This window comes from Stenotrophomonas sp. STEN029 (assembly GCF_056760015.1).
In genome coordinates, this window is sequence record NZ_JBRREC010000027.1 from 1 (window position 1) to 19,822 (window position 19,822).

Sequence of the window (19,822 nt, forward strand, 5' to 3'; positions counted from 1 at the left end):
TTTCTGGGCTTCTGTCGTGCGCCGTGCTGGGTGTGTTTTTTGTGGCTATTTTTTGTGTTGTTTTTTGTGTCTTGTGTTTTGGTCTGGCTTGGTGGTGGGCCCACTACCCATTTTCTTGGCTCCGATCTGACCTTCATGCCCAGCCAGTGCCTTTAGGCCCGGTTGCTATTGTGCGTAAGGAACGACACGGTTCGCCCTTCGCTGGTGTAAGGTCCCCAACCCTATGATTCAACTTGACGCCGTACAGACGGTCGCCTTCGCGGGCTTGACCCTGTTCGCCGGCTACGCATTGTGCCGTGCCATTCCGTTCTTCCGCCGCTACAACCTGCCTGAACCGGTGGTCGGCGGCCTGCTGGTGGCATTGGCCGTGTGGTGGGCACATGGCCAGCAGACCACCCTGTTCACACTCGACACCACGCTCAAGACACCGCTGATGGTGGCGTTCTTCACCACCTTGGGCATCAACGCCAGCCTGCGACTGCTACGCGTCAGCGGCAAGCAGGTGATGTTGTTCCTGCTGATCGGCAGCATCTTCGCGGTGCTGCAGAACCTGATCGGTATCAGTGTCGCCAAGCTGTTCGGCCTGAACCCGATGTTCGGCGTATTGGCTGGTTCGGCAACGCTGACCGGCGGCCCAGCCACCGGCCTGGCCTTTGCCGGGCATTTCGAGCAGGCCGGCCTGGTTGGCGCGGAAAGCCTGGCGGTGACGGCGGCCATGGCCGGCATCATCTGCGGCGGTCTGGTTGGCGGCCCGGTGATCACCGTGCTAATGCAGCGCTTCAAGGTGCAGCACCCCAGCCAGAAGGCCACCGGCGCGCAGCTCGGTGAGGACGAAGCGGTCACCGTGCGCTACCCCAGCGAGTCGGCCCGCGAGTTCGACGCGCTCAAGAGCATCGTCGTGCTGCTGATGGCGATGTGGCTGGGCGTGTGGGTGGGCAAGGGCTTCGAAGGCATCGGCCTGACCCTGCCGACCTATATCGGCGCGATGCTGGTCGGCGCCGTGATCCGCAACATCGACGACTACACCGGCTGGATCAAGCTGTCGGTGCCGACCACCGACCTGATCGGCAACATCAGCCTGGCCCTGTTCCTGTCCATCGCGCTGATGGATCTGAAACTTTGGGAATTGGCCGGCATGGGCTTGCCGCTGCTGGTCAACCTGATCATCCAGGTCTCGGTGGTGGCGCTGTTCGCGGTGCCGATCTATTGGCTGATGGGCCGTGACTACGACGCTGCGGTAATGGGCGGTGGCTTCATCGGCTTCATGCTCGGCACCACCGCCAACGCGATGGCGGTGATGCGCCGGCTGGCACAGCGCTACGGGCCGGCGCCGCGCGCCTTCCTGGTGGCGCCGCTGGTGGGCGCATTCTTCATCGACTTCATCAATGCGCTGATCATCACCGGCTTCCTGAACTTCTGGCCGCACTAAGCTGCCGGTTCCGTGCGCCATACCCGTGCGTTGTGCACGGGTTGGCGCGACAATGGGGCCCTACTCGCCCTGTAGCACCGCTCCGCTGATGACATCCAACGCAGTGCCCGCCCCTTCTTCCCGCCCTGACCTGGTCGTCATCGGCGCTGGCGTGGTGGGCCTGGCCACCGCGTATGCCGCTGCAAAGCGCGGTTGTTCGGTGCTGCTGCTGGATCGCAATGCCGGCCCGGCACTGGGCACTTCGTTCGCCAACGGCGCACAGCTCAGCTACGCCTACACCGATGCGATGGCCGGCCCGGCAACCTGGGCGCAACTGCCGGAAATGGCATTCGGCCGCAACGGGCCTTTCCGCACACGCTGGTCGGCTGATCCGGATTTCCTGCGCTGGGGCCTGGCCTTCCTGCGCCAGGCCAACGCGGCAGGCCTGCAGCGCAATACCCTGGCCACGCTGGAACTGGCACTGGAATCGCGCAAGGCCATGCAGGCCTTGCTGCAACGCCACCCCATCGATTTCGATCATGAGGTCTCCGGCAAGCTGCACCTCTACCCCTCCGCCGAAGGCGTGCAGGGAGCGGCGGCGATGATCGCGCTCAAGCGCGGCCATGGCGTGCAGCAACGGCTGGTCAACGCGGCCGAAGCCACCGCCATCGAGCCTGCACTCAGCGGCGCGCCGTGGCTGGCCGGCGGCGTCTATTCGCCCGAGGAGGAAGCCGGCGACCCCTACCGTTTCAGCCAAGGCCTGCTGCAGGTAGTGCAGCAGCACTACGGCGTGCAGGCGCTGTTCGGATTCGATACGCAGTCACTGCGCCGCGCGAGTGAACACTGGCAGCTGCAGGCCCACGATGGCCGCACGCTGCAGGCAGCGCGCGTGCTGGTCTGCGCCGGCATCAACAGCCCTGCCCTGCTCAAGCCGCTGCGCCTGCGCATGCCGGTGATGGCGATCAAGGGTTACTCGTTCACCGCACCGTTGGGCAGCAATGCACCCAAGGTCAGCATCACCGACACCAAGCGCAAGCTGGTGTTCTGCCGCCTCGGCGAGCGCATCCGCGTCGCTGGCCTGGCTGACCTCAACGATTGGAACCCCGCGCCCGAACCGGCGCGGCTGGCAACGCTGATCGCGCAGGCACGCGCGTCGTTGCCCGAGGCCGCCGATTATGGGCACATCGAAAGCAGCTGGGCCGGGCTGCGCCCGGTCACGCCGTGGACCTCACCGATCATCAGGAACCTCGGCGACGGCCTGGCCTGCAATATCGGCCACGGCATGCTCGGCTGGACGCTGGCGATGGGCAGTGGCGAGCGCGCGGTGCAGCAGTTGCTGGGCACGCACTGAACCAACTCAGGTTTCGCTGATCTGGTCCATGCGGATGCGGTTGGCGAACAGCGAGAACGCCAATGCGCCAGCAAGGCCATTGGCGCGGTTGATCCACTGCGGCAACCAACGCGGCGGTGCCAGCACCCCAGCTTCAAACAACGGCGTCAGCGCCTGTGCGTCTTCCAGCGTCATCTTGCCGGCGAACAACCAGCGACAGGTCTGCAGCTTCTCATCGCGCAGCATCTGCCGGAAGAAGGTGTGCACCGAGACCAGCCCGCGCAGGTAGACCGTGTCCTTGGTGAAGGCCGCGCCGCCGCTGGTGGGAACGCCACGAAACACGCGTTGTGCGGAGGAAAAACTTTCCTCGGCGGTCTGTCCGGCAGCACGGAAGTAGCTGAAGACCTCGATGAAGTCGGCGCCATCGCGGGCCATCGCAATCGCCTCGATGCGCAGGCTGATGCGCTTGAGCCGCTGGATGTCGATGCTGCCGGTGATCTGTTCGGCAAACGTCGCCAGGCCTTCCTGGGTCGCGGTGATGCGTGGCGAGGACAAGGCCAGGCTGGGCAACACCACCTGATCGCGTCCGTTGAGCGCCGTCAGCGAATGCACCAGCGCTTCGTGGTGGTAGAGCTGCGCACGGTCATAGGCACTGAAGGTGGCGCGGGTGCGCAGGCGGATGCGGGTCGCCCCCGCAGCGGCCTTGGCGATCAGTTCCGGGTCCAGCTCCACGCTGATCATGCGCCCGGCAAAGAACTCATCCAGGTCACTCTGCAGCATCAACTGCAAGGCTGTTGCCGACACCGGCACCTGCTCCTCCGGGGCCAGCAGTTCGTGGTCCAGTTCCTGCGCGATCTGGATGAAGTGCCGTGCCGCATCGCGGGTAGTCGGGCCATTGCCCGGCATCGGCTGCTCGGGCACGCCGAACAGTTGGGTGGAATAGTCGTCCACCGCGCGCGTACCCAGGCCTTCCAACAGACTGGCGGCCAGATCCCAGCTGTGCGCCGAATCGTGGATGTAACTGCCCAGTGGATGGCTGGCGTCCACCTCGTCCATTACCGCCGCCAGTTCGCGCCGCGTTTCGCTGAAGTCGAGTTTCGGGTAGTCCACCTGCGGCAGTACCGGGTTACCGCGCGCCACACTTTCCAGGAACGGCGCCTGCGTATCTGCCGGCCAACTGGTCAGGCTCAGCAAGCGGATGCCTTTGACCGCCGCTACCATTCGCGCATCGAGCGCAGCGTGATGGCTGATGGCTGGATCGTTGTGGGTATCAACTATGGCCATGCCCGCTCCATTCAAATAAAACGCAATTCCAGCACTCGTCTGTGGGAGCGGCGTAAGCCGCGAAGCCATAATCGCATTGACACTGCGAACAGCTTACCCCTCCCCAACCCGCCCGGCCCGAAGGCATAGCCTTCGTTCGTTCATCAGGCCGCGCGCCAGTGGCGCGCAAGCGGGCCTTCTTCAGCCCCTTAGCTACGCAAAAGGGAGGGAGCCGGAGCAGCAAGCGCTACGCTCAGCGCCGCTTGCCCTTGTTGATCGGCCGCCACTGCGCACCACGCCCGCTGTGTTTGCGTTCGGTCGCCTGCTCGGCCTGACGCTGGGCAAGTTTGGCTGCGGCCTGCGCCACTTCCTCGCGCAGCTTGAGGTAGCTCTCCAGCCGGCTTTCGTCGATGTCACCGCGCTCAATGGCCTCCTGCACTGCGCAGCCCGGTTCGCTGTGGTGCGAGCAATCGCGGAACTTGCATTGCGTGGTCAGCGCTTCGATATCGGCGAAGCCACCTTCAGCCAGGGTTTCCTCGCCGGTCGGCTTGAGCTCGCGCATGCCTGGCGTATCGATCAGGCAGGCGCCATACGGCAGCGGCATCAGCGCACGATGGGTGGTGGTGTGGCGGCCGCGCGAATCATTGCTGCGCACTTCGTTGGTCTTCATCCGGTCCTCGCCCAACAGCGTGTTGGTCAAGGTGGATTTGCCGGCACCGGAAGAACCCACCAGCACCACGGTGTTGCCCGGGCCCAGCCACGGCAGCAGGGCGGAGACACTTTCCGGGTCCTTGCCATTGATCGCCAGCAGCGGAATCTGCTGCGCGGCCAGGTCTTCCAGCACCGCCAGCGCGTCCTCGCTGTACTCGGTCTGGTCGGCCTTGGTCAGCACCACCACCGGTGAGGCACCGCCGCCGCCAACCAGCAGCAGGTAGCGCTCGATGCGGCGCGGATTGAAGTCGGCATCCAGGCCACAGACGATGAACACCGTATCGATATTGGCCGCGATCACCTGCTGGTGATAGTGCTCACCTGCGGCACCGCGCTTGATCGAGGTATGCCGCGGCAGCAGCGCGACGATGCGCTTGCCGTCCAGCAACACCCAGTCGCCTACCGCCGCGCGCTCATGGCTGGGGAAGCGCGGCCGCTGCCATTCCGGCGGCGACTCGGTCTTGAGGCTGTTGTCGGGCGCATCTGCGACCACGTAACCGGAACGGTGCTGCTCGATCACCCGCCCCGGGCGGGCCTGCGGATGAGCAGCAAAGGCCGCCTGCCATTGCGGGTCCTCGGGAGCACCGGGCCAGGGCCAGCCGATATGGCGCAGTGAATCGAAGTTGATGGAATCAGTCATTGGGGGATTCTACCGGGGCGGGGCTTGGCGCCGGGAATGGCGGTTCAGTTGAGGCTGGTGCTTGGGCCAAAGCCAAAGCCAGAGCACCCCTCCCCAACCCTCCCCTTGCCTGCGGCAAAGGGAGGGGGCAAGGCTTGGCCCCCTCCCTTGCGCATAGCGCAGGGGAGGGCTGGGGAGGGGTGCTGTTGCCCTTGCTCCGGCGGTTGTTTTTGCCTGCAACCAATTCCCACTCCCGAATCCCCATTCCCGGCCCCAAGGCCCCGCCCCGCAGCGCAACAATTCGGCTACCATGCAGAATCCATGCCCTTGATGGCCCTGAGAAAATGTCAAGCCCTGTCAAACCGCTAGCTACCCGTGAACGCCTGTCCGAAGTCCGCTACGAAATCCGTGGTGAACTGGCCCGACGAGCGCGGGAGTTGGAGGCCCAGGGCCGCAAGCTGATCAAGCTCAATATCGGCAATCCCGGTGCATTCGGATTCCGTGCGCCTGCACACCTGCAGCACGCCATCGCCGATGACATGGGCCGCACGGATCCCTACACCCATCAGCAGGGTCTGCCGGTTGCACGCGAAGCCATCGCCGCTGCCTACGCGCGTCGCGGTGCGCCCGATGCCGTGGCAGACCGTGTGTTCCTGGGCAATGGCGTCTCCGAGCTGATCGACCTGTCGCTGCGCGCCCTGCTCAACCCGGGTGACGAAGTGCTGGTGCCCTCGCCGGATTACCCGCTGTGGTCGGCTGCCACCATCCTCAACGACGGCCGCCCGGTGTATTACCGCTGCCGTCCGGAAAACGGCTTCCTGCCCGATCCGGTGGAGATGGAAGCGCTGGTGTCCTCGCGCACCCGCGCCATCGTATTGATCAACCCGAACAACCCGGCCGGCGCCAGCTACCCGCGCGAGCTGCTGGAGAAAATCGTCGCCATCGCCCGCAAGCACAACCTGTTGCTACTGGTGGACGAAATCTACGACCAGATCCTGTACGACGGCGCCCAGTTCCAGCCGGTCGCACCACTGGCCGGTGATCACCCCTGCCTGACCTTCAGCGGCCTGAGCAAGGTGCACCGCGCCTGCGGTTGGCGGGTGGGCTGGATGCTGCTGTCCGGCGCGGGTGAGCAGCTGGGTGAATTCCGCGCCGCACTCGACCTGCTCAGCGCGCTGCGCCTGTGCGCCAATGTGCCCGGCCAGTACGCGATCGAAGCCGCAGTCAATGGCCCGGACACCATCTCCGACCTGTGCAGCCCCGGCGGTCGCCTGTACGAAACCCGCCGCGCGGTGATCGAGGCCTGTGAGGCCAGCGAGCACCTGTCGCTGGTAGCGCCTTCCGGCGCGCTGTATGCCTTCCCGGCAGTCGTCGGCCCGGCCGCGCAAGGCTTCGACGACCACGACTTCGCCCTGCAGCTGATGGAAGAAGAAGGCGTGCTGGTGGTGCCAGGTTCCAGCTTCAACGTGCCCTACCGCAACCACTTCCGCGTCACCCTGCTGCCCGAGGCCAGCGTGATGCGCGAGGTCTTCGGTCGCATCGACAAACTGCTCAGCCGGCGCGCCGAAGCCGTCACCAAGGTGGTGCAGCTGAAGCCACGCAGCGCGGTGGGCTGATTGGACTTGATGAGCGATAACGCAGCCACCTCCACGTCCTACCTGGCGCTGGGCGACTCCTACACCATCGGCGAAGGCGTGCCGCAGGCCGGCACCTGGCCCTTCCAACTCGCCGCCGCGCTGCGCGCGCAGGGCATCGAGCTGGACGACCCGCAGGTCATCGCCACCACCGGCTGGACCACCGACGAGCTGGCTGCCGCCATCGATGCCGAAGCCCCGCAAGGCCCGTACGCGCTGGTGAGCCTGCTGATCGGGGTCAACAACCAGTACCGCGGACGGCCGCTGGCCGAGTACCGCCAGCAGTTCGAGCAGCTGCTGCAACGCGCGATCGCCCTGGCTGGCGAAGACCCGCAGCGGGTGTTGGTGCTGTCCACACCGGACTGGGGCTTCACCCCCTACGCGCAGCAGAACGGACGCGATGCGGCCCAGGTCGCCCGCGAGATCGATGATTTCAACGCCGCCGCACACGCCTGCTGCGGCGACTACGGCGTGGCCTTCGTCGACATCACCCCGACCAGCCGCGACGGTGGTGAAACGGCGGAAATGCTGGCCGATGACGGCCTGCATCCTTCCGCCGCCATGTACCAGCGCTGGATGCAGACCGCCTTGCCCGTCGCGACGGAACTGCTGCAGGCAGCCCCCGCCGCGTGACAGGGCATCCCGGCCATCAAGCCTTTCCGGCCGAGGCCGCCAAAGCCATCGCCAGCGCATTTGCTCCACTGCAGCCATGGGGCAACCGCTGGGACTATTACTACACGCTGGGCAAACTGCGCAGCGACCCGCTCTACCCCGGCGTGCTCGAAGCACTACGCGGCAGCGATGCCCCATTGCTGGACATGGGCTGCGGCCTGGGCTTGCTTGCACATGCGCTGCGCCACGACGGCCAACACATGCCGTACCGCGGCGTGGACAACGACGCAGCCAAGATCCAGCGCGCGGACAAGGTGGCCAAACGCGCCAGCCTCGCTGCCAGCACCTTCGAAGTCATGGACCTTGCCACCACCCTGCCTGCCCACCGCGGCAGTGTCGCCATTCTGGATGTACTCCAGTACCTGCCCGAGCAGGCCCAGCAAGCCCTGCTCCGCAACGTGGCGGCGATGCTGGAGGATGATGGAAGGCTGGTGATGCGCATGGCGCTGGCCGACCACACCCGGCGTGGCCGCATCTCGCGCATTGGCGACCGTGCGGCCAACCTGATCGGCTGGATGCAGTTCAGGCCCCGCTACTACCCTGATGCCGACTCTTTGCGTGCACTACTGCAACAATGCGGCCTGACCGTCAGCCTCAGCCCGCTGTACGGCAATACCCCTTTCAACAACTGGCTGCTCATCGCCCAACGCGGTTGAGCCACGGTCAAGCCGTTTGCGCCGATAATGGTGCCATTCCCTGCCAGCCCAACCGGGCCGGCGCAGCAACGAGATTCCCGTGAAGAAGACCTATAGCCTCGCCATCGAAGGCAAGCACCCCGACCGCCTGCTGGAAGCCAGCAAGCACGACATCCGCAAGTACACCAAGCGTGAGCGCGGCAAGGCAGTGCCGGCCGGTGCCGATTCCTGGGGTTTCGACAGCAAGCTGGGCGTGGACGAAGCCTCGGCCAAGCCGGTGGGCTACGACGAACTGTTCCGTGCCATCGACGCGCTGGTGGCCGCCGGCAATACCCAGTTCTACGTGGAAGTGCTGAGCAAGCCGGTCAAGCGCAGCCCGCGCCCGGTGGCTGAAGCCGCTCCGGCAGCAGAAACCGATTTCGAAGATTGATCGCCGACGCCCCTTTGCCACAGGCAAAAGGGGCAACCGGTAGTGCCGAGCCATGCTCGGCAGGGGCCTTACCGGGAAAGCGTCACCTGTAGTGCCGAGCCATGCTCGGCAGGGGCTTTCCCGGCAAGGCCTCTGCCGAGCATGGCTCGGCACTACAGGTGACGCTTTCCCGGTAAGGCCCCTGCCGAGCATGGCTCGGCACTACAGGTGACGCTTTCCCGGTAAGGCCTCTGCCGAGCATGGCTCGGCACTACAGGTGATGCTTTCCCGACAAGGGCTCTGTCAGGATCCGGCTTTTTCCGCCGCGGCTGCCGCCCGCGCCCGGTCTTTCTTGCTCGGCCGGCGGCCCTTGATACCGCCGTTGTCGTCGGCAACCACGCTTGCCACCGGCGCTGCCTGGGTCGGCTCAAAGCCCTCAAGCACCTCGGTCCTGCTCTGCAGGCCATGGCGTTTGCAGATCAGGCGCCAATGCGCCATCGCCGCCGAATCGACGAAACTCAGCGCCAAGCCCTTCTCCCCCGCGCGTCCGGTGCGGCCGATACGGTGCAGGTAATCGGCTGGCGCACGCGGCAGGTCGTAGTTCACCACCACCGGCAAACGCGTGATGTCGATGCCGCGCGCCGCCAGGTCGGTCGCAACCAGCACCCGAACTTCGCCATCCTTGAAATCCTGCAACATGCGGAAGCGTCGCCCCTGCGACAGTTCACCGTGCAGGGCCTGCGCGTTGACCTCGGCTTTGCGCAGCTGCGACGCCAAACGGTCACTGTCACGGATGCTGCCGACAAAGACCAATACCTGTTGCCACTGCGGATCTTCCAGCAAGGACAGCAACAACTCGACGCGCCGGGCGCTATCGACGTGGATGGCGCGCTGCTCGATCTCCGGCGCCGACTGCTCGCCGATTTCCAGCCGCTGCGGTTCATGCAGCCCCGCCGCAGCCAAGGCCTGGATATCGGCGGCAAACGTGGCCGAGAACAGGGCGGTCTGCCGTTTTACCGGCAACTCGGCCAGGATCTGCCGCAACTCGTCGCCGAAGCCAAGCTCCAGCAGACGGTCGGCTTCGTCCAGCACCAGCAGCTGCACCTGCTTCAATGACAGGGCGTTATGCGCCAGCAGATCCAACAAGCGTCCTGGGGTGGCCACGACAATGTCGGCACCACCGCGCAGCGACATCATCTGCGGATTGATCGACACACCGCCGACCGCACAGACCAGATGCGGACGACGCGGCAACTCGCGTCCCAAGGTGGCAAACACGTCACTTACCTGCTGCGCCAGTTCGCGGGTCGGCACCAGGATCAGCTGGGCCAGTACGCGCGGCTTGCGCGGCGTTGCCATGAAGAAGCGCTGCAGCGCCGGCAGGACGTAAGCGGCTGTCTTGCCGGAACCGGTCGGCGCCAGCGCAACCACATCGCGCCCCTTCAGCAGCAAGGGCACGGCCTGCTGCTGGATCGGCGTTGGCGCCAGATAACCGGCCTGCTGCAAGGCCTGCTGCAGTGCGGGCAGCACGTAGGGAGACAGGCCGAGTTGGGAGAAAGGCATGGTGTGGTTCCAGTACGCCGCGCAATGGCGGGGAGGCGAGTCTACGCTGTTGGCTGCGGCAGGCGGGCGCGCAGGCCGCGCGCCTGCAGCTGCTGCAGCACGGCGTCGATGATGGTCAGGGTGTGGCCGTGGGCGGCGCATTCATGCAACAGGACGATGGCACCAGGCGCCAGATCCGGCGCAATCCGTGCGACCACGCCCTCCGGCGTGCAGTTCACGCCGTCGTAGCCGCGGGCGCTCCAGCCAATCCGCGCCAGCCCGTGGCGCTTGAGCGCCACCGCCACGAACGGGTTGGTCATGCCCACCACCGAGCGATACCAACGCGGTGGCGACCCGGCAATCGTCGTCAACGCCTGCTGGCATTGGCCGATTTCACGCGCCATCTGCGCCGGACCCAGTGCCCAGAAGCGCGCCTGCGGGTGTGAATGGCTGTGATTGCCGATGTCATGGCCACGCCGCAACACCTCGTGCACCAGTTCCGGACGCGCCTGCGCGCGCTCACCGACCATGAAAAAGGTGGCCTTGGCGTCGTGCCGGTCGAGCAGTTCCAGCACCGCCAGGGTCTCATCAGACGGGCCATCGTCGATCGTCAGCCACACATCCTGACCGGGGGCGCGGCTGACAACCGGCGCATAGAAACGGCTGTTGGGCAGGAAAACCGGCACGATGAACAGCGCATGGCTGAGCAGCAGCAACGGCAGGCCCCAGGTCCAGCCCAGCTGCCACCACAGCAGCGCAACCAGCAGTTGCGAGACAAGCAGCCAGGGCAGCCAACGCCAGGGGTGTACGGGAATGCGATGCAGGGTTTCCGGGGCAGTCATTCCCCATGATGCCATGCAGCGTAGAATCAGCTGGTCTACGACCACCTATACGAGTTCACGATGTCCCTGGACCCCGCCCTGCGTTCGCGCATTGAATCCATCCTCGGCGCCGACCGCGTCGTCCTGTTCATGAAGGGCCAGCCGACCATGCCGCAGTGCGGCTTTTCGGCCAAGGCTGTTGGCGCGCTGCAGGACCTGGGCGTGCAGTTCAACCACGTCAACGTGCTGGCCGACCAGGAAATCCGTGAAGGCATCAAGGCCTACGGCGACTGGCCGACCATCCCGCAGCTGTATGTGGACGGCGAGCTGATCGGCGGCAGCGACATCATCCTGCAGATGGCCAGCAGCGGCGAACTGAGCAGCCTGCTCGGCCTGGCCGCACCAGACCGCACCCCGCCGTCGATCACCGTCACCCCGGCCGCAGTTGAAATGCTCAAGGGCGCACTGGCCGACGCCCCGGGCGCGGCCCTGCAGCTGGGCATCGATGCCAGCTTCCAGCCGAACTTCCAACTGGCCCCGTTCGACGCCAATGCCATTGCAGCCGAGTCCAACGGCCTGCGCGTGCAGTTCGATTCCTCCAGCGCGCGTCGTGCCAACGGCATCACCATTGACTGGGTCGACGACATCCGCGGCCAGGGCCTGGCGATCAACAACCCGAACGCGCCCAAGCCGGTGCAGGACCTGGACGTGCGCAGTGCCGACGACCAGCTGCGTGCCGGTGCGATCACCGTGGTCGACGTGCGTCCGGCTGACGAGCGCGCCATCGCCGCGATCAATGGCAGCTTCGAAACCTTCGACGGCGACAACCGCGCCAAGCTCGAAGCCCTGCCCAAGGACACCGCACTGGCATTCCTGTGCCACCGTGGTGGCCGCAGCGCGCAGGCTGCCGCGCAGTTCCTGGCACTGGGCTTCACCAATGTGTTCAACATCACCGGCGGCATCGATGCCTGGTCGGAGAACGTGGACAACAGCGTTCCGAAGTACTGATCGGAACACGCTGCAGCAACCAAAAAAACGCCGGCCCCCAGCCGGCGTTTTTTTGCGTTGAACAAGCGCGGGAACGGCAACCTGATTGCCTGCCTTGTAGGAGCGGCGTCAGCCGCGAAGCTGATAGAACATCGGATCGCAGAGGCAACTAGCGCTGCAGCAATGTCAGCTTCGCGGCTGATGCCGCTCCCACATGCAAACCAGAAGCATGCAGCCTGTGCCCTTTTGTGGAAGCGACATCAGCCGCGAAGCACTTGAGTGGTCAGATGACATGCGAACCCAATGCTGCACTGCATGCGTACCGCGATGAGCAGTACCTGGCAGACAGGCGTGTATCCGACAACGCCGTCAGCAACACCAGTCCCTGTCGGGTGCTCAACCAGCAAAGCCACCTTCAGCGAGAAAATGCAGTTCCTCGGCGGTCGGGATCCGGCCCAATACCGCGTTGCGGTGCGGGAAGCGGCCAAAGCGGCGGATGACATCGCGATGCACTTCGGCGTACTTCAGGTATTCCAGATCGCCCAGCACCTCGAACATCGCCACCGCGCGCTCCTGGTCCTGCGGATCCTCGGAGTGCTCGAACGGCAGGTATATGAACGCCCGCAGCTTGAGCGGCAGTTCGCGGTCCCAACCTTCCTCGATGGTGCGGGTGGCGTAATGCCGCGCCAACCCGTCGGTAGCGTAAGAGTGCGCGGTGCCACGGAAGCAGTTGCGCGGAAACTGGTCCAGCAGGATCTGCAGCGCCAACGCGCCCTCGGCATTTTCCAGCCAGTCCTCACAACCACGCCGGGCTGCCTGGTAATGCAGGTCCAGGAAGCGCTCCCGGAACTCCACATCAAAGGCCTCGTCACGCACAAACCAACGCTGCGGACCTGCCGCGCGCCAGAACTCAACTACCGAACTTGCAGTTTCCATTACTGATCCCTGGTTCACCGCCTACCCGCAGGCGGTGACACTTCCCACCGATGTCGTCGCATCCGCGGACAGGGCCTCAGTTGCTTGGCAGTAGCTTAATAGGCTACCCCAAGCTATGAAATGAGGAAAAGGTGAAAAAACCTACCCGGGATTGGGACGGTCTCCGCATAAACCACCAACTCCATCCCAGGTTTTGAGATAGGGTTCCTATCTTTCGGGACTGTTACGACCCTTGGGGGGGTACAAAGCATGCGCATAGGAATAGTGGTCGACTCGGCCTGCGACCTGCCCAAGGGCTATCTGCAACAGAACAACATCGTGCTGCTCCCGATCAGCGTACGGATCGGCGACACGGTGCTCCCCGACCACCGCGACGAGGAGTCCACCCTGGCCTTCCTGCAGGGCCCGCTGAGCGAGCGCAGCGCCGAAGCGGAAACCATCCCCTATAGCCCCGAGCAGATCCGCGACCTGTTCCTGAGCCGCCTGGTTACCGATTTCGACCAGGTGTTCTGCATGACCATCACCCGCACCCGCAGCCCCATCCATGACAACGCGGTGCAGGCCGGCTACAGCATCCTCAACGAATACAAGCCCATCCGCCAGGCGGCCGGCCACAATTCGCCGTTCAGCCTGCGCGTCATCGACACCCAGAATCTGTTTGCCGCACAGGCGGTGAGCGCGGTGGAAGCGGTGCGCCTGCGCGACAGCGGTGCCACCGTTCCGCAGATGCGCGAACGGCTGGAGCTGGTAGCCAGCAACGTGCACGGCTACATGGTCACCCGCGACCTCTACTACCTGCGCGCCCGTGCCCGCCACAAGGGCGACCGCAGCGTCGGCCTGCTCAGCGTCGCCCTGGGCAGCGCGCTGGACATCAAACCCGTGCTGCACGGCTACCGCGGCAATACCGAGCCAGTGGCCAAGATCAAGGGCTTCGACAACGCGGTGCAGGCCTTGTTCGACTTTGTCGGCAAACGCGTGCTGCACGGCCTGATGACCCCGGTGGTCTGCGTCAGCTACGGCGGCCCGCTGGACGAGTTGCGCGCCCTGCCCGGCTACCAACAGCTGCGCGACACCTGTGACAAGCACGGCGTAACGCTGTTGGAAGCGGTGATGAGCCTGACCGGCATGGTCAACGTGGGCAAGGGCGCAGTGACCATTGGCTTTGCCGATGAACCGCATACCTTCGGCAGCTGATCAACCCGAATCATCTGGACAGAATCACTACATCTGACGCGCTAGTCTGACGCTCTACCAAGGAGGTACCCCATGTCCGTGCTCTATTCCATCTCGCTGCCCGATCCGGCCAAGGCCCGCGGCAACGATCCCCGCCTGTCATTCACCGCCAGTGGCGCGGACGCCTTTGCCGAGCAATTGCAGGCTGCACTGCGCACACCGGAGCTGTTCGAGCGCTGGAAGGCCACCCAGGACGAACCCGATGACGTGGACCCCGGTTTGGGCGCGGTTGATCCAAATGCCACGGTTACCGGCAAGCAGTCCGACCTGCGCATCGACCTGGTCGCCAGCACCAGCCTGCCCGGCGACCTGTTCAAGCAGCGCCTGCGCATGCTGGCCGGCAGCCATTGGGAACTGCGCGATGTGCGTTGAGTGGTGAGAACGCAGGTACTGCTGTCCTGGAGCGGCGGCAAAGACGCCGCATGGGCACTGCACGAACTCCAGCAACGCGATGACGTCGAGGTTGTCGCGCTGCTGAGCACGCTGACCGAAGGCTATGACCGCTCCTCGATGCAGGGCGTACGCCGTCAGGTATTGCTGGCCCAGGCGGACGCCGCCGGGCTGCCGCTGCTGGAAGCCTGGATACCGCAGGTCTGCGACAATGCCGTGTATCTGCAGCGCATGACAGCAGCCCTGCACGAAGCCCAACAGTGCTGGCCCCGCCTCGCGAGCATCGCTTTCGGTGACCTGCTGCTGGAAGACATCCGGCAATGGCGCGAACAGCAGTATGCGACGCTGGGCTGGCAAACCCTGTTCCCGCTGTTTGGTCGCGACACCACCGCGCTGGCTCGGCAGATGATTGCGAATGGCCTGCATGCGCAACTTTGCTGTGTGGACAGCCAGCGACTGGATGCCGGTTTTGCGGGTCGAGTATTTGATCAAGCCTTTCTGGATGAATTGCCAGCAGGCATCGATGCCTGCGGCGAGAACGGCGAATTCCACACCTGTGCAAGCGCGGGGCCGATGTTCCGCGCTCCGTTGAAGCTTGAACAAGGCGACACCGTGCTACGCGAGAACCGCTACGCCTACACGGACTTCACCTTGCAGTTGTAGGAGCGGCGCCGGGTGGCCTCGGGCCATAAGCCGCGAAACCACTACAGCAAGAACAACAGCGCTTCATGCAATTGCAGCACTGCTCGCAATGTCAGCTCAGGCAGCTTCGCGGCTTACGCCCCTCCCACAAGGCGGGGCTGCGCTTTTTGTGGGAGCGGCGTAAGCAGCGAAGCCACGATAGAAAGAACAACAGCGCCTCGTGCAATCGCATACGTCGCTCCCACCTTCAGGATCCCAGCTTCGCGGCTTACCCCGCCCCTGCAAGACTGGATCCCGCATCGAACGATCATCAGAACCACGCCACCGCACCATCGCGTACCGACACCCGGTTCCTGCCCGCGCGCTTGGCCGCATAGAGGGCGCTATCAGCATCCTCCAGCAGCTGCACTGTCGGTGCCTTGGCAGAAGGCTGCAGGAAAGCCACACCCACACTGATGCTGACCGCTGCTTCCGGCAAGGCGAGCGATTCAATGGCCAGCCGCAACTTCTCGGCGAGGGCGATCGCATCTTCCCGCGCGCAGTCAGGCACGATCACCGCGAACTCTTCGCCGCCATAACGCGCCAGACAATCGCCCGCACGCCGGACATTCGCCTGCAGCTGTGCTGCAACCGCCTGCAGGCAACGATCACCGGCCGGGTGCCCGTGGGCATCATTGAAGGCCTTGAAGTGGTCGATATCGACCAGCAACAGCCCCAGGCCGGCACCACTGCGATGTACGCGGCTGGCCTCGGTCTGCAGGACAGCATCGAACTGACGGCGGTTGGCCACGCCGGTCAGGCCATCCTGCCTTGCCAGCTGATCCAGCGCTGCCTGTCGTTCCAACAGGCCCATCTGCAGCAGCGTGCTGCGCAGGCTGAAGCCAATGGTGGCGACCACGAAGCCGGCCACAGCCAGGGTCCGCGCATGGTCCACGACCAGGGTACCCACGACCAACAGCAACAAAGGCAGGATCATCGGCCCACCCGCCTGCACCATCCGCGCCAGGCGCGGGTTCGGCACCAGCACCGGCGCCGATGCGCGACGCACGGCCAGCCACACCAGCAGCAGGAAGGGCAGGTCGATCAATAGATCGTTGTACGCGCCGAAGGAATCTTCCGAGGTGAAGTGGTTGATGTAACCGGCTGTCAGCAGGTACGCCAGGGCATACAGCGCCAGCGCACGAAAGAAGCTGCGCCACTCCGGTACATCGCCGGCCAGCCAGCGCACGGTTGCGAAGCTGGCAATGCACAGGTTCTGGACATCGAACATGTAGCGCATGTTGCCCATTGCCTGCTCGTCAACATCGATGCGGTCGGCAAAAAAGCTGGTATGCACGAAGAACAACACGCCCAACAATGCCGCCATCGCCGCATCGATCAGGCTGATGCTGGCGCGCTCGCGGCGCGCGCGGGCAAGGATGAACACCAGCGGCACGGCGTAAAGCACATACAACAGAAGGCTGGCGCGCGGCGTGACGTCGGCCCGGCCCGCTCCCAGCGCATCGACCAGGTTCAGCGCCATGCCGCCAGACCACAGCAGCATCGCCAGCGCGATCGCGTACCAACCCAATGCCGCCCGGTCACGCCTGGCACGCCACACGCAGCAACAGGCAGCAAGCAACGGCGCCGCGACCAGGAAGATGAAGGAACCAATGCCAGCGGGACCTGAGCCGATGGCGAGGACCAGAGCATGGCAGACGATGAACAGCAGGATCAGCACTACCGGCATGCATTCCCCATCGGACAGGCGCTATGCCCGCACGATAACGCGACGGCCGCTACGACAACGTGACCCACACCCCGGCACGGAAACCCAACCCGTAGTGCCGAGCCATGCTCGGCAAGGGCTTCACAAGCGAAAAACAAACCCCTCCCCAACCCTCCCCTTCGCTGCGCGAAAGGGAGGGCGCACAGCGTAGTGCCGAGCCATGCTCGGCAGGGGCATTACCAGCAAAAGCCAACCCCTCCCCAGCCCTCCCCTTCGCTACGCGAAAGGGAGGGAGCACAGCGTAGTGCCGAGCCATGCTCGGCAGGGGCATTACCAGCAAACGCCAACCCCTCCCCAGCCCTCCCCTTCGCTACGCGAAAGGGAGGGAGCAGAGCGTAGAGCCGAGCCATGCTCGGCAGAGGCGTTACCGGTAGAGCCCCAGCCGAGCATGGCTCGGCTCTACCAAAACCTCCTCAGCGCATCGCCTTGGCGTGATGCGCGATGTGATCGCCGATGAAGCTGCTGATGAAGTAGTAGCTATGGTCATACCCCGGCTGCATGCGCAGCTGCAGCGGATGCCCGGCAGCCTCGCAGGCGGCCTGCAACAACTGCGGGCGCAGCTGGTTTTCCAGGAATTCATCGGCGCCGCCCTGATCAATCAGCAACGGTAGCTTCTCCTGCGCATGCGCGACCAGCTCGGTCGCGTCATAGGCTTTCCATACTTCGCGGTCTTCACCCAGATAGGCAGCAAACGCCTTCTGTCCCCATGGCACCTGCGAGGGTGCCACGATCGGCGAGAACGCCGACACGCTGCGATAGCGCCCGGGGTTCTTCAGGGCGATGGTCAGGGCACCGTGGCCGCCCATCGAATGCCCGCTGATCGCGCGCACATCGCTGGCGGCCGGGTCAGCTTCAACCCAGGCCGGCAGCTCATCGACGATGTAGTCGTACATGCGGTAATGCCGCGACCACGGTTCACGGATCGCGTTGAGGTAGAAACCGGCGCCCTTGCCCAGGTCATAGCCCTCGGCATCGGCCACTGCATCACCGCGTGGGCTGGTGTCCGGCGACACCAGGATGATGCCGTGCTCGGCCGCATAGCGCTGTGCGCCGGACTTGGTGATGAAGTTCTGCTCGGTGCAGGTCAGGCCGCTCAGCCAGTACAGCACCGGGCAGGGGCCGTACTCGGCCTGCGGCGGCAGGTAGACGCCTACCGTCATCTCGCAACCCAACACCTTGGATTCGTGCCGGTAAACGTCCTGCCAGCCGCCGAAGCAGGCGCGGTGTTCGAGTCGTTGCATGGTTTTTGAATCCCTGGTGTTGAGTTGCGTGATGTTTGCGACTGAGAAAATGCCAGCTTCGCGGCTTACGCCGCTCCTACAAGAGGGGCTGTGATCAGTAATGGATGACCGAGCGGATCGACTTGCCTTCGTGCATCAGGTCGAAGGCTTCGTTGATCTTGTCCAGTTCCATCGTATGGGTCACGAACGGCGCGAGCTCGATGTCGCCCTTCATCGCATCTTCGACCATGCCCGGCAGCTGGCTGCGACCCTTCACACCACCGAACGCGGTGCCCATCCACTTGCGGCCGGTCACCAGCTGGAACGGGCGGGTGGAAATCTCCTGCCCCGCACCGGCCACGCCGATGATCACGCTCTGGCCCCAACCACGGTGGGCGCATTCCAGCGCGGCACGCATCACGTTGGTGTTGCCGATGCACTCGAAGCTGTGATCCACGCCCCAACCGGTCATCTCCACGATGACCTGCTGGATCGGCTTGTCGTGGTCCTTCGGGTTGACGCAATCGGTGGCACCAAACTGCCTGGCCAGCTCGAACTTGGACGGGTTGGTGTCGATGGCGATGATGCGGCCAGCCTTGGCCTGGCGCGCGCCCTGGATCACCGCCAGGCCGATACCACCCAGGCCGAACACCGCGACGCTGTCGCCTTCGGCGACCTTGGCGGTGTTGTGCACGGCACCGATGCCAGTGGTGACGCCGCAGCCCAGCAGGCAGACGTGCTCCGGGTTGGCTTCCGGGTTGACCTTGGCCAGCGACACTTCGGCCACCACGGTGTACTCGGAGAAGGTGGAGCAGCCCATGTAGTGATAGATCGGCTCGCCGTTGTACGAGAAGCGGCTGGTGCCGTCCGGCATCACGCCCTTGCCCTGGGTGGCGCGCACGGAGGTACACAGATTGGTCTTGCCGCTCTTGCAGAACAGGCACTCGCCGCATTCGGCGGTGTACAGCGGAATGACGTGATCACCGGCCTTCACCGAAGTGACGCCCTCGCCCACTTCAACCACGATGCCGGCGCCTTCGTGGCCCAGCACACACGGGAACAGGCCTTCCGGATCGTCACCGGACAGGGTGAAGGCATCGGTATGGCAGACGCCGGTATGGGTGATCTTGACCAGTACTTCGCCCGCCTTCGGCGGTGCGACATCGATCTCGACGATCTGCAAAGGCTGGCCCGGACCAAAGGCAACGGCGGCACGTGATTTCATGGATTTTCTCCTGCGGGAATGATGAAGGCGGCGCAAGGCGACGCCGGAATTATTTGAGATAGGAACGGATCAGGCTGGACATCTCGGCAACGCGTGCAGCGCGCTGCGCCTCGGAGCGCGCCGGCTGGCCGAACTCCTCGCGCAGGTGCGCCTCCATCACCTCGGACATCAGTCCGTTGACTGCACCGCGGATGGCCGCGATCTGCTGCAGCACCGGATTGCAGTCGGCGCCGGCTTCCAGGGCACGCTCCAACGCATCGCACTGGCCGCGGATGCGTTTGACCCGGGCCAGGACCTTCTTCTTCTCTTCTGGGGAATGCGGCATGGCGGCGCCAATATCCTGTACTGGGGGATAGTATATTTTGCAGCTCTGGAAA

Annotated in this window: 19 protein-coding genes; 10 read left to right on the plus strand and 9 right to left on the minus strand. The window is 64.7% G+C overall.

Going from position 1 to position 19,822, the window contains the following annotated elements:
• Positions 1-223: 223 nt before the first annotated feature.
• Positions 224-1,429, plus strand: coding sequence for a sodium/glutamate symporter (gene gltS, locus ACVOLI_RS08215; RefSeq protein ID WP_481534219.1), 1,206 nt, complete (start codon positions 224-226; stop codon positions 1,427-1,429).
• Positions 1,430-1,517: 88 nt separating this feature from the next.
• A complete protein-coding gene (locus ACVOLI_RS08220) occupies positions 1,518-2,759 on the plus strand; it encodes an FAD-dependent oxidoreductase (RefSeq protein WP_481534220.1) in 1,242 nt (413 codons plus the stop codon).
• Between the two features lie 6 nt (positions 2,760-2,765).
• On the opposite strand, the gene ACVOLI_RS08225 is transcribed toward ACVOLI_RS08220, so the two are convergent.
• Positions 2,766-4,022: a flavohemoglobin expression-modulating QEGLA motif protein gene (locus tag ACVOLI_RS08225; RefSeq protein WP_481534221.1), complete on the minus strand. Its 1,257-nt coding sequence runs from the start codon at positions 4,020-4,022 to the stop codon at positions 2,766-2,768.
• A gap of 232 nt (positions 4,023-4,254) precedes the next feature.
• The gene (gene rsgA / locus ACVOLI_RS08230) at positions 4,255-5,352 is read right to left on the minus strand and encodes a ribosome small subunit-dependent GTPase A (protein WP_481534222.1); all 1,098 of its coding nucleotides are present in this window, start codon (positions 5,350-5,352) and stop codon (positions 4,255-4,257) included.
• Between the two features lie 323 nt (positions 5,353-5,675).
• Here rsgA and ACVOLI_RS08235 point away from each other — a divergent pair, with 323 nt between their 5' ends.
• The 4 genes from ACVOLI_RS08235 to ACVOLI_RS08250 all read left to right on the plus strand — a co-directional run bounded on the left by ACVOLI_RS08235 (position 5,676) and on the right by ACVOLI_RS08250 (position 8,702).
• Entirely contained in the window at positions 5,676-6,947 is a 1,272-nt protein-coding gene (locus ACVOLI_RS08235; protein ID WP_481534223.1) for a pyridoxal phosphate-dependent aminotransferase, read from the plus strand.
• Positions 6,948-6,956: 9 nt separating this feature from the next.
• Complete coding sequence (locus tag ACVOLI_RS08240) at positions 6,957-7,598, plus strand: SGNH/GDSL hydrolase family protein (protein ID WP_481534224.1); 642 nt, start codon at positions 6,957-6,959, stop codon at positions 7,596-7,598.
• Positions 7,595-8,293: a class I SAM-dependent methyltransferase gene (locus ACVOLI_RS08245; RefSeq protein WP_481534225.1), complete on the plus strand. Its 699-nt coding sequence runs from the start codon at positions 7,595-7,597 to the stop codon at positions 8,291-8,293. Before ACVOLI_RS08240 ends, ACVOLI_RS08245 begins: the two co-directional genes overlap by 4 nt.
• A gap of 79 nt (positions 8,294-8,372) precedes the next feature.
• Positions 8,373-8,702, plus strand: coding sequence for a DUF6172 family protein (locus tag ACVOLI_RS08250; protein WP_481534226.1), 330 nt, complete (start codon positions 8,373-8,375; stop codon positions 8,700-8,702).
• Between the two features lie 282 nt (positions 8,703-8,984).
• Here the strand turns inward: ACVOLI_RS08250 and ACVOLI_RS08255 are convergent, their stop codons facing one another.
• A complete protein-coding gene (locus tag ACVOLI_RS08255; protein WP_481534227.1) occupies positions 8,985-10,244 on the minus strand; it encodes a DEAD/DEAH box helicase in 1,260 nt (419 codons plus the stop codon).
• 41 nt (positions 10,245-10,285) lie between these two features.
• Complete coding sequence (locus ACVOLI_RS08260) at positions 10,286-11,065, minus strand: polysaccharide deacetylase family protein (RefSeq protein ID WP_481534228.1); 780 nt, start codon at positions 11,063-11,065, stop codon at positions 10,286-10,288.
• Positions 11,066-11,125: 60 nt separating this feature from the next.
• Between ACVOLI_RS08260 and grxD the strand changes: the two genes are divergently transcribed.
• The gene (gene grxD, locus ACVOLI_RS08265) at positions 11,126-12,052 is read left to right on the plus strand and encodes a Grx4 family monothiol glutaredoxin (RefSeq protein ID WP_481534229.1); all 927 of its coding nucleotides are present in this window, start codon (positions 11,126-11,128) and stop codon (positions 12,050-12,052) included.
• Positions 12,053-12,427: 375 nt separating this feature from the next.
• On the opposite strand, the gene ACVOLI_RS08270 is transcribed toward grxD, so the two are convergent.
• The gene (locus tag ACVOLI_RS08270; protein ID WP_282272308.1) at positions 12,428-12,967 is read right to left on the minus strand and encodes a DUF924 family protein; all 540 of its coding nucleotides are present in this window, start codon (positions 12,965-12,967) and stop codon (positions 12,428-12,430) included.
• A gap of 249 nt (positions 12,968-13,216) precedes the next feature.
• On the opposite strand from ACVOLI_RS08270, the gene ACVOLI_RS08275 reads away from it, so the two are divergent.
• The 3 genes from ACVOLI_RS08275 to ACVOLI_RS08285 all read left to right on the plus strand — a co-directional run bounded on the left by ACVOLI_RS08275 (position 13,217) and on the right by ACVOLI_RS08285 (position 15,253).
• Positions 13,217-14,161, plus strand: coding sequence for a DegV family protein (locus ACVOLI_RS08275; protein ID WP_481534230.1), 945 nt, complete (start codon positions 13,217-13,219; stop codon positions 14,159-14,161).
• Positions 14,162-14,233: 72 nt separating this feature from the next.
• Positions 14,234-14,572 carry a hypothetical protein gene (locus ACVOLI_RS08280; RefSeq protein ID WP_282272304.1) on the plus strand — a complete coding sequence of 113 codons (339 nt, stop codon included), beginning with the start codon at positions 14,234-14,236 and terminating at the stop codon, positions 14,570-14,572.
• A gap of 3 nt (positions 14,573-14,575) precedes the next feature.
• The gene (locus ACVOLI_RS08285; RefSeq protein ID WP_481534231.1) at positions 14,576-15,253 is read left to right on the plus strand and encodes a Dph6-related ATP pyrophosphatase; all 678 of its coding nucleotides are present in this window, start codon (positions 14,576-14,578) and stop codon (positions 15,251-15,253) included.
• A gap of 289 nt (positions 15,254-15,542) precedes the next feature.
• On the opposite strand, the gene ACVOLI_RS08290 is transcribed toward ACVOLI_RS08285, so the two are convergent.
• From ACVOLI_RS08290 to ACVOLI_RS08305, 4 genes are all read right to left on the minus strand, one after another.
• Positions 15,543-16,961: a GGDEF domain-containing protein gene (locus tag ACVOLI_RS08290; RefSeq protein WP_481534232.1), complete on the minus strand. Its 1,419-nt coding sequence runs from the start codon at positions 16,959-16,961 to the stop codon at positions 15,543-15,545.
• 452 nt (positions 16,962-17,413) lie between these two features.
• Positions 17,414-18,241 carry an S-formylglutathione hydrolase gene (gene fghA, locus ACVOLI_RS08295; RefSeq protein WP_481534233.1) on the minus strand — a complete coding sequence of 276 codons (828 nt, stop codon included), beginning with the start codon at positions 18,239-18,241 and terminating at the stop codon, positions 17,414-17,416.
• A 94-nt stretch (positions 18,242-18,335) separates the two neighbouring features.
• Complete coding sequence (locus tag ACVOLI_RS08300; RefSeq protein WP_481534234.1) at positions 18,336-19,445, minus strand: S-(hydroxymethyl)glutathione dehydrogenase/class III alcohol dehydrogenase; 1,110 nt, start codon at positions 19,443-19,445, stop codon at positions 18,336-18,338.
• A gap of 49 nt (positions 19,446-19,494) precedes the next feature.
• Positions 19,495-19,770 (minus strand): metal/formaldehyde-sensitive transcriptional repressor, encoded by a 276-nt coding sequence (locus tag ACVOLI_RS08305; protein ID WP_296251374.1) that lies wholly within the window; start codon positions 19,768-19,770, stop codon positions 19,495-19,497.
• Between the last annotated feature and the right edge of the window lie 52 nt (positions 19,771-19,822).

What these genes read in the sequence shown, in the direction of transcription:
- gltS (WP_481534219.1), top strand. Translation starts at nt 224, where the DNA reads ATGATTCAACTTGACGCCGTACAGACGGTCGCCTTCGCGGGCTTGACC.
- ACVOLI_RS08220 (WP_481534220.1), top strand. Translation starts at nt 1,518, where the DNA reads ATGACATCCAACGCAGTGCCCGCCCCTTCTTCCCGCCCTGACCTGGTC.
- ACVOLI_RS08225 (WP_481534221.1), bottom strand. Translation starts at nt 4,022, where the DNA reads ATGGCCATAGTTGATACCCACAACGATCCAGCCATCAGCCATCACGCT.
- rsgA (WP_481534222.1), bottom strand. Translation starts at nt 5,352, where the DNA reads ATGACTGATTCCATCAACTTCGATTCACTGCGCCATATCGGCTGGCCC.
- ACVOLI_RS08235 (WP_481534223.1), top strand. Translation starts at nt 5,676, where the DNA reads ATGTCAAGCCCTGTCAAACCGCTAGCTACCCGTGAACGCCTGTCCGAA.
- ACVOLI_RS08240 (WP_481534224.1), top strand. Translation starts at nt 6,957, where the DNA reads ATGAGCGATAACGCAGCCACCTCCACGTCCTACCTGGCGCTGGGCGAC.
- ACVOLI_RS08255 (WP_481534227.1), bottom strand. Translation starts at nt 10,244, where the DNA reads ATGCCTTTCTCCCAACTCGGCCTGTCTCCCTACGTGCTGCCCGCACTG.
- ACVOLI_RS08260 (WP_481534228.1), bottom strand. Translation starts at nt 11,065, where the DNA reads ATGACTGCCCCGGAAACCCTGCATCGCATTCCCGTACACCCCTGGCGT.
- grxD (WP_481534229.1), top strand. Translation starts at nt 11,126, where the DNA reads ATGTCCCTGGACCCCGCCCTGCGTTCGCGCATTGAATCCATCCTCGGC.
- ACVOLI_RS08270 (WP_282272308.1), bottom strand. Translation starts at nt 12,967, where the DNA reads ATGGAAACTGCAAGTTCGGTAGTTGAGTTCTGGCGCGCGGCAGGTCCG.
- ACVOLI_RS08275 (WP_481534230.1), top strand. Translation starts at nt 13,217, where the DNA reads ATGCGCATAGGAATAGTGGTCGACTCGGCCTGCGACCTGCCCAAGGGC.
- ACVOLI_RS08280 (WP_282272304.1), top strand. Translation starts at nt 14,234, where the DNA reads ATGTCCGTGCTCTATTCCATCTCGCTGCCCGATCCGGCCAAGGCCCGC.
- ACVOLI_RS08290 (WP_481534232.1), bottom strand. Translation starts at nt 16,961, where the DNA reads ATGCCGGTAGTGCTGATCCTGCTGTTCATCGTCTGCCATGCTCTGGTC.
- fghA (WP_481534233.1), bottom strand. Translation starts at nt 18,241, where the DNA reads ATGCAACGACTCGAACACCGCGCCTGCTTCGGCGGCTGGCAGGACGTT.
- ACVOLI_RS08300 (WP_481534234.1), bottom strand. Translation starts at nt 19,445, where the DNA reads ATGAAATCACGTGCCGCCGTTGCCTTTGGTCCGGGCCAGCCTTTGCAG.
- ACVOLI_RS08305 (WP_296251374.1), bottom strand. Translation starts at nt 19,770, where the DNA reads ATGCCGCATTCCCCAGAAGAGAAGAAGAAGGTCCTGGCCCGGGTCAAA.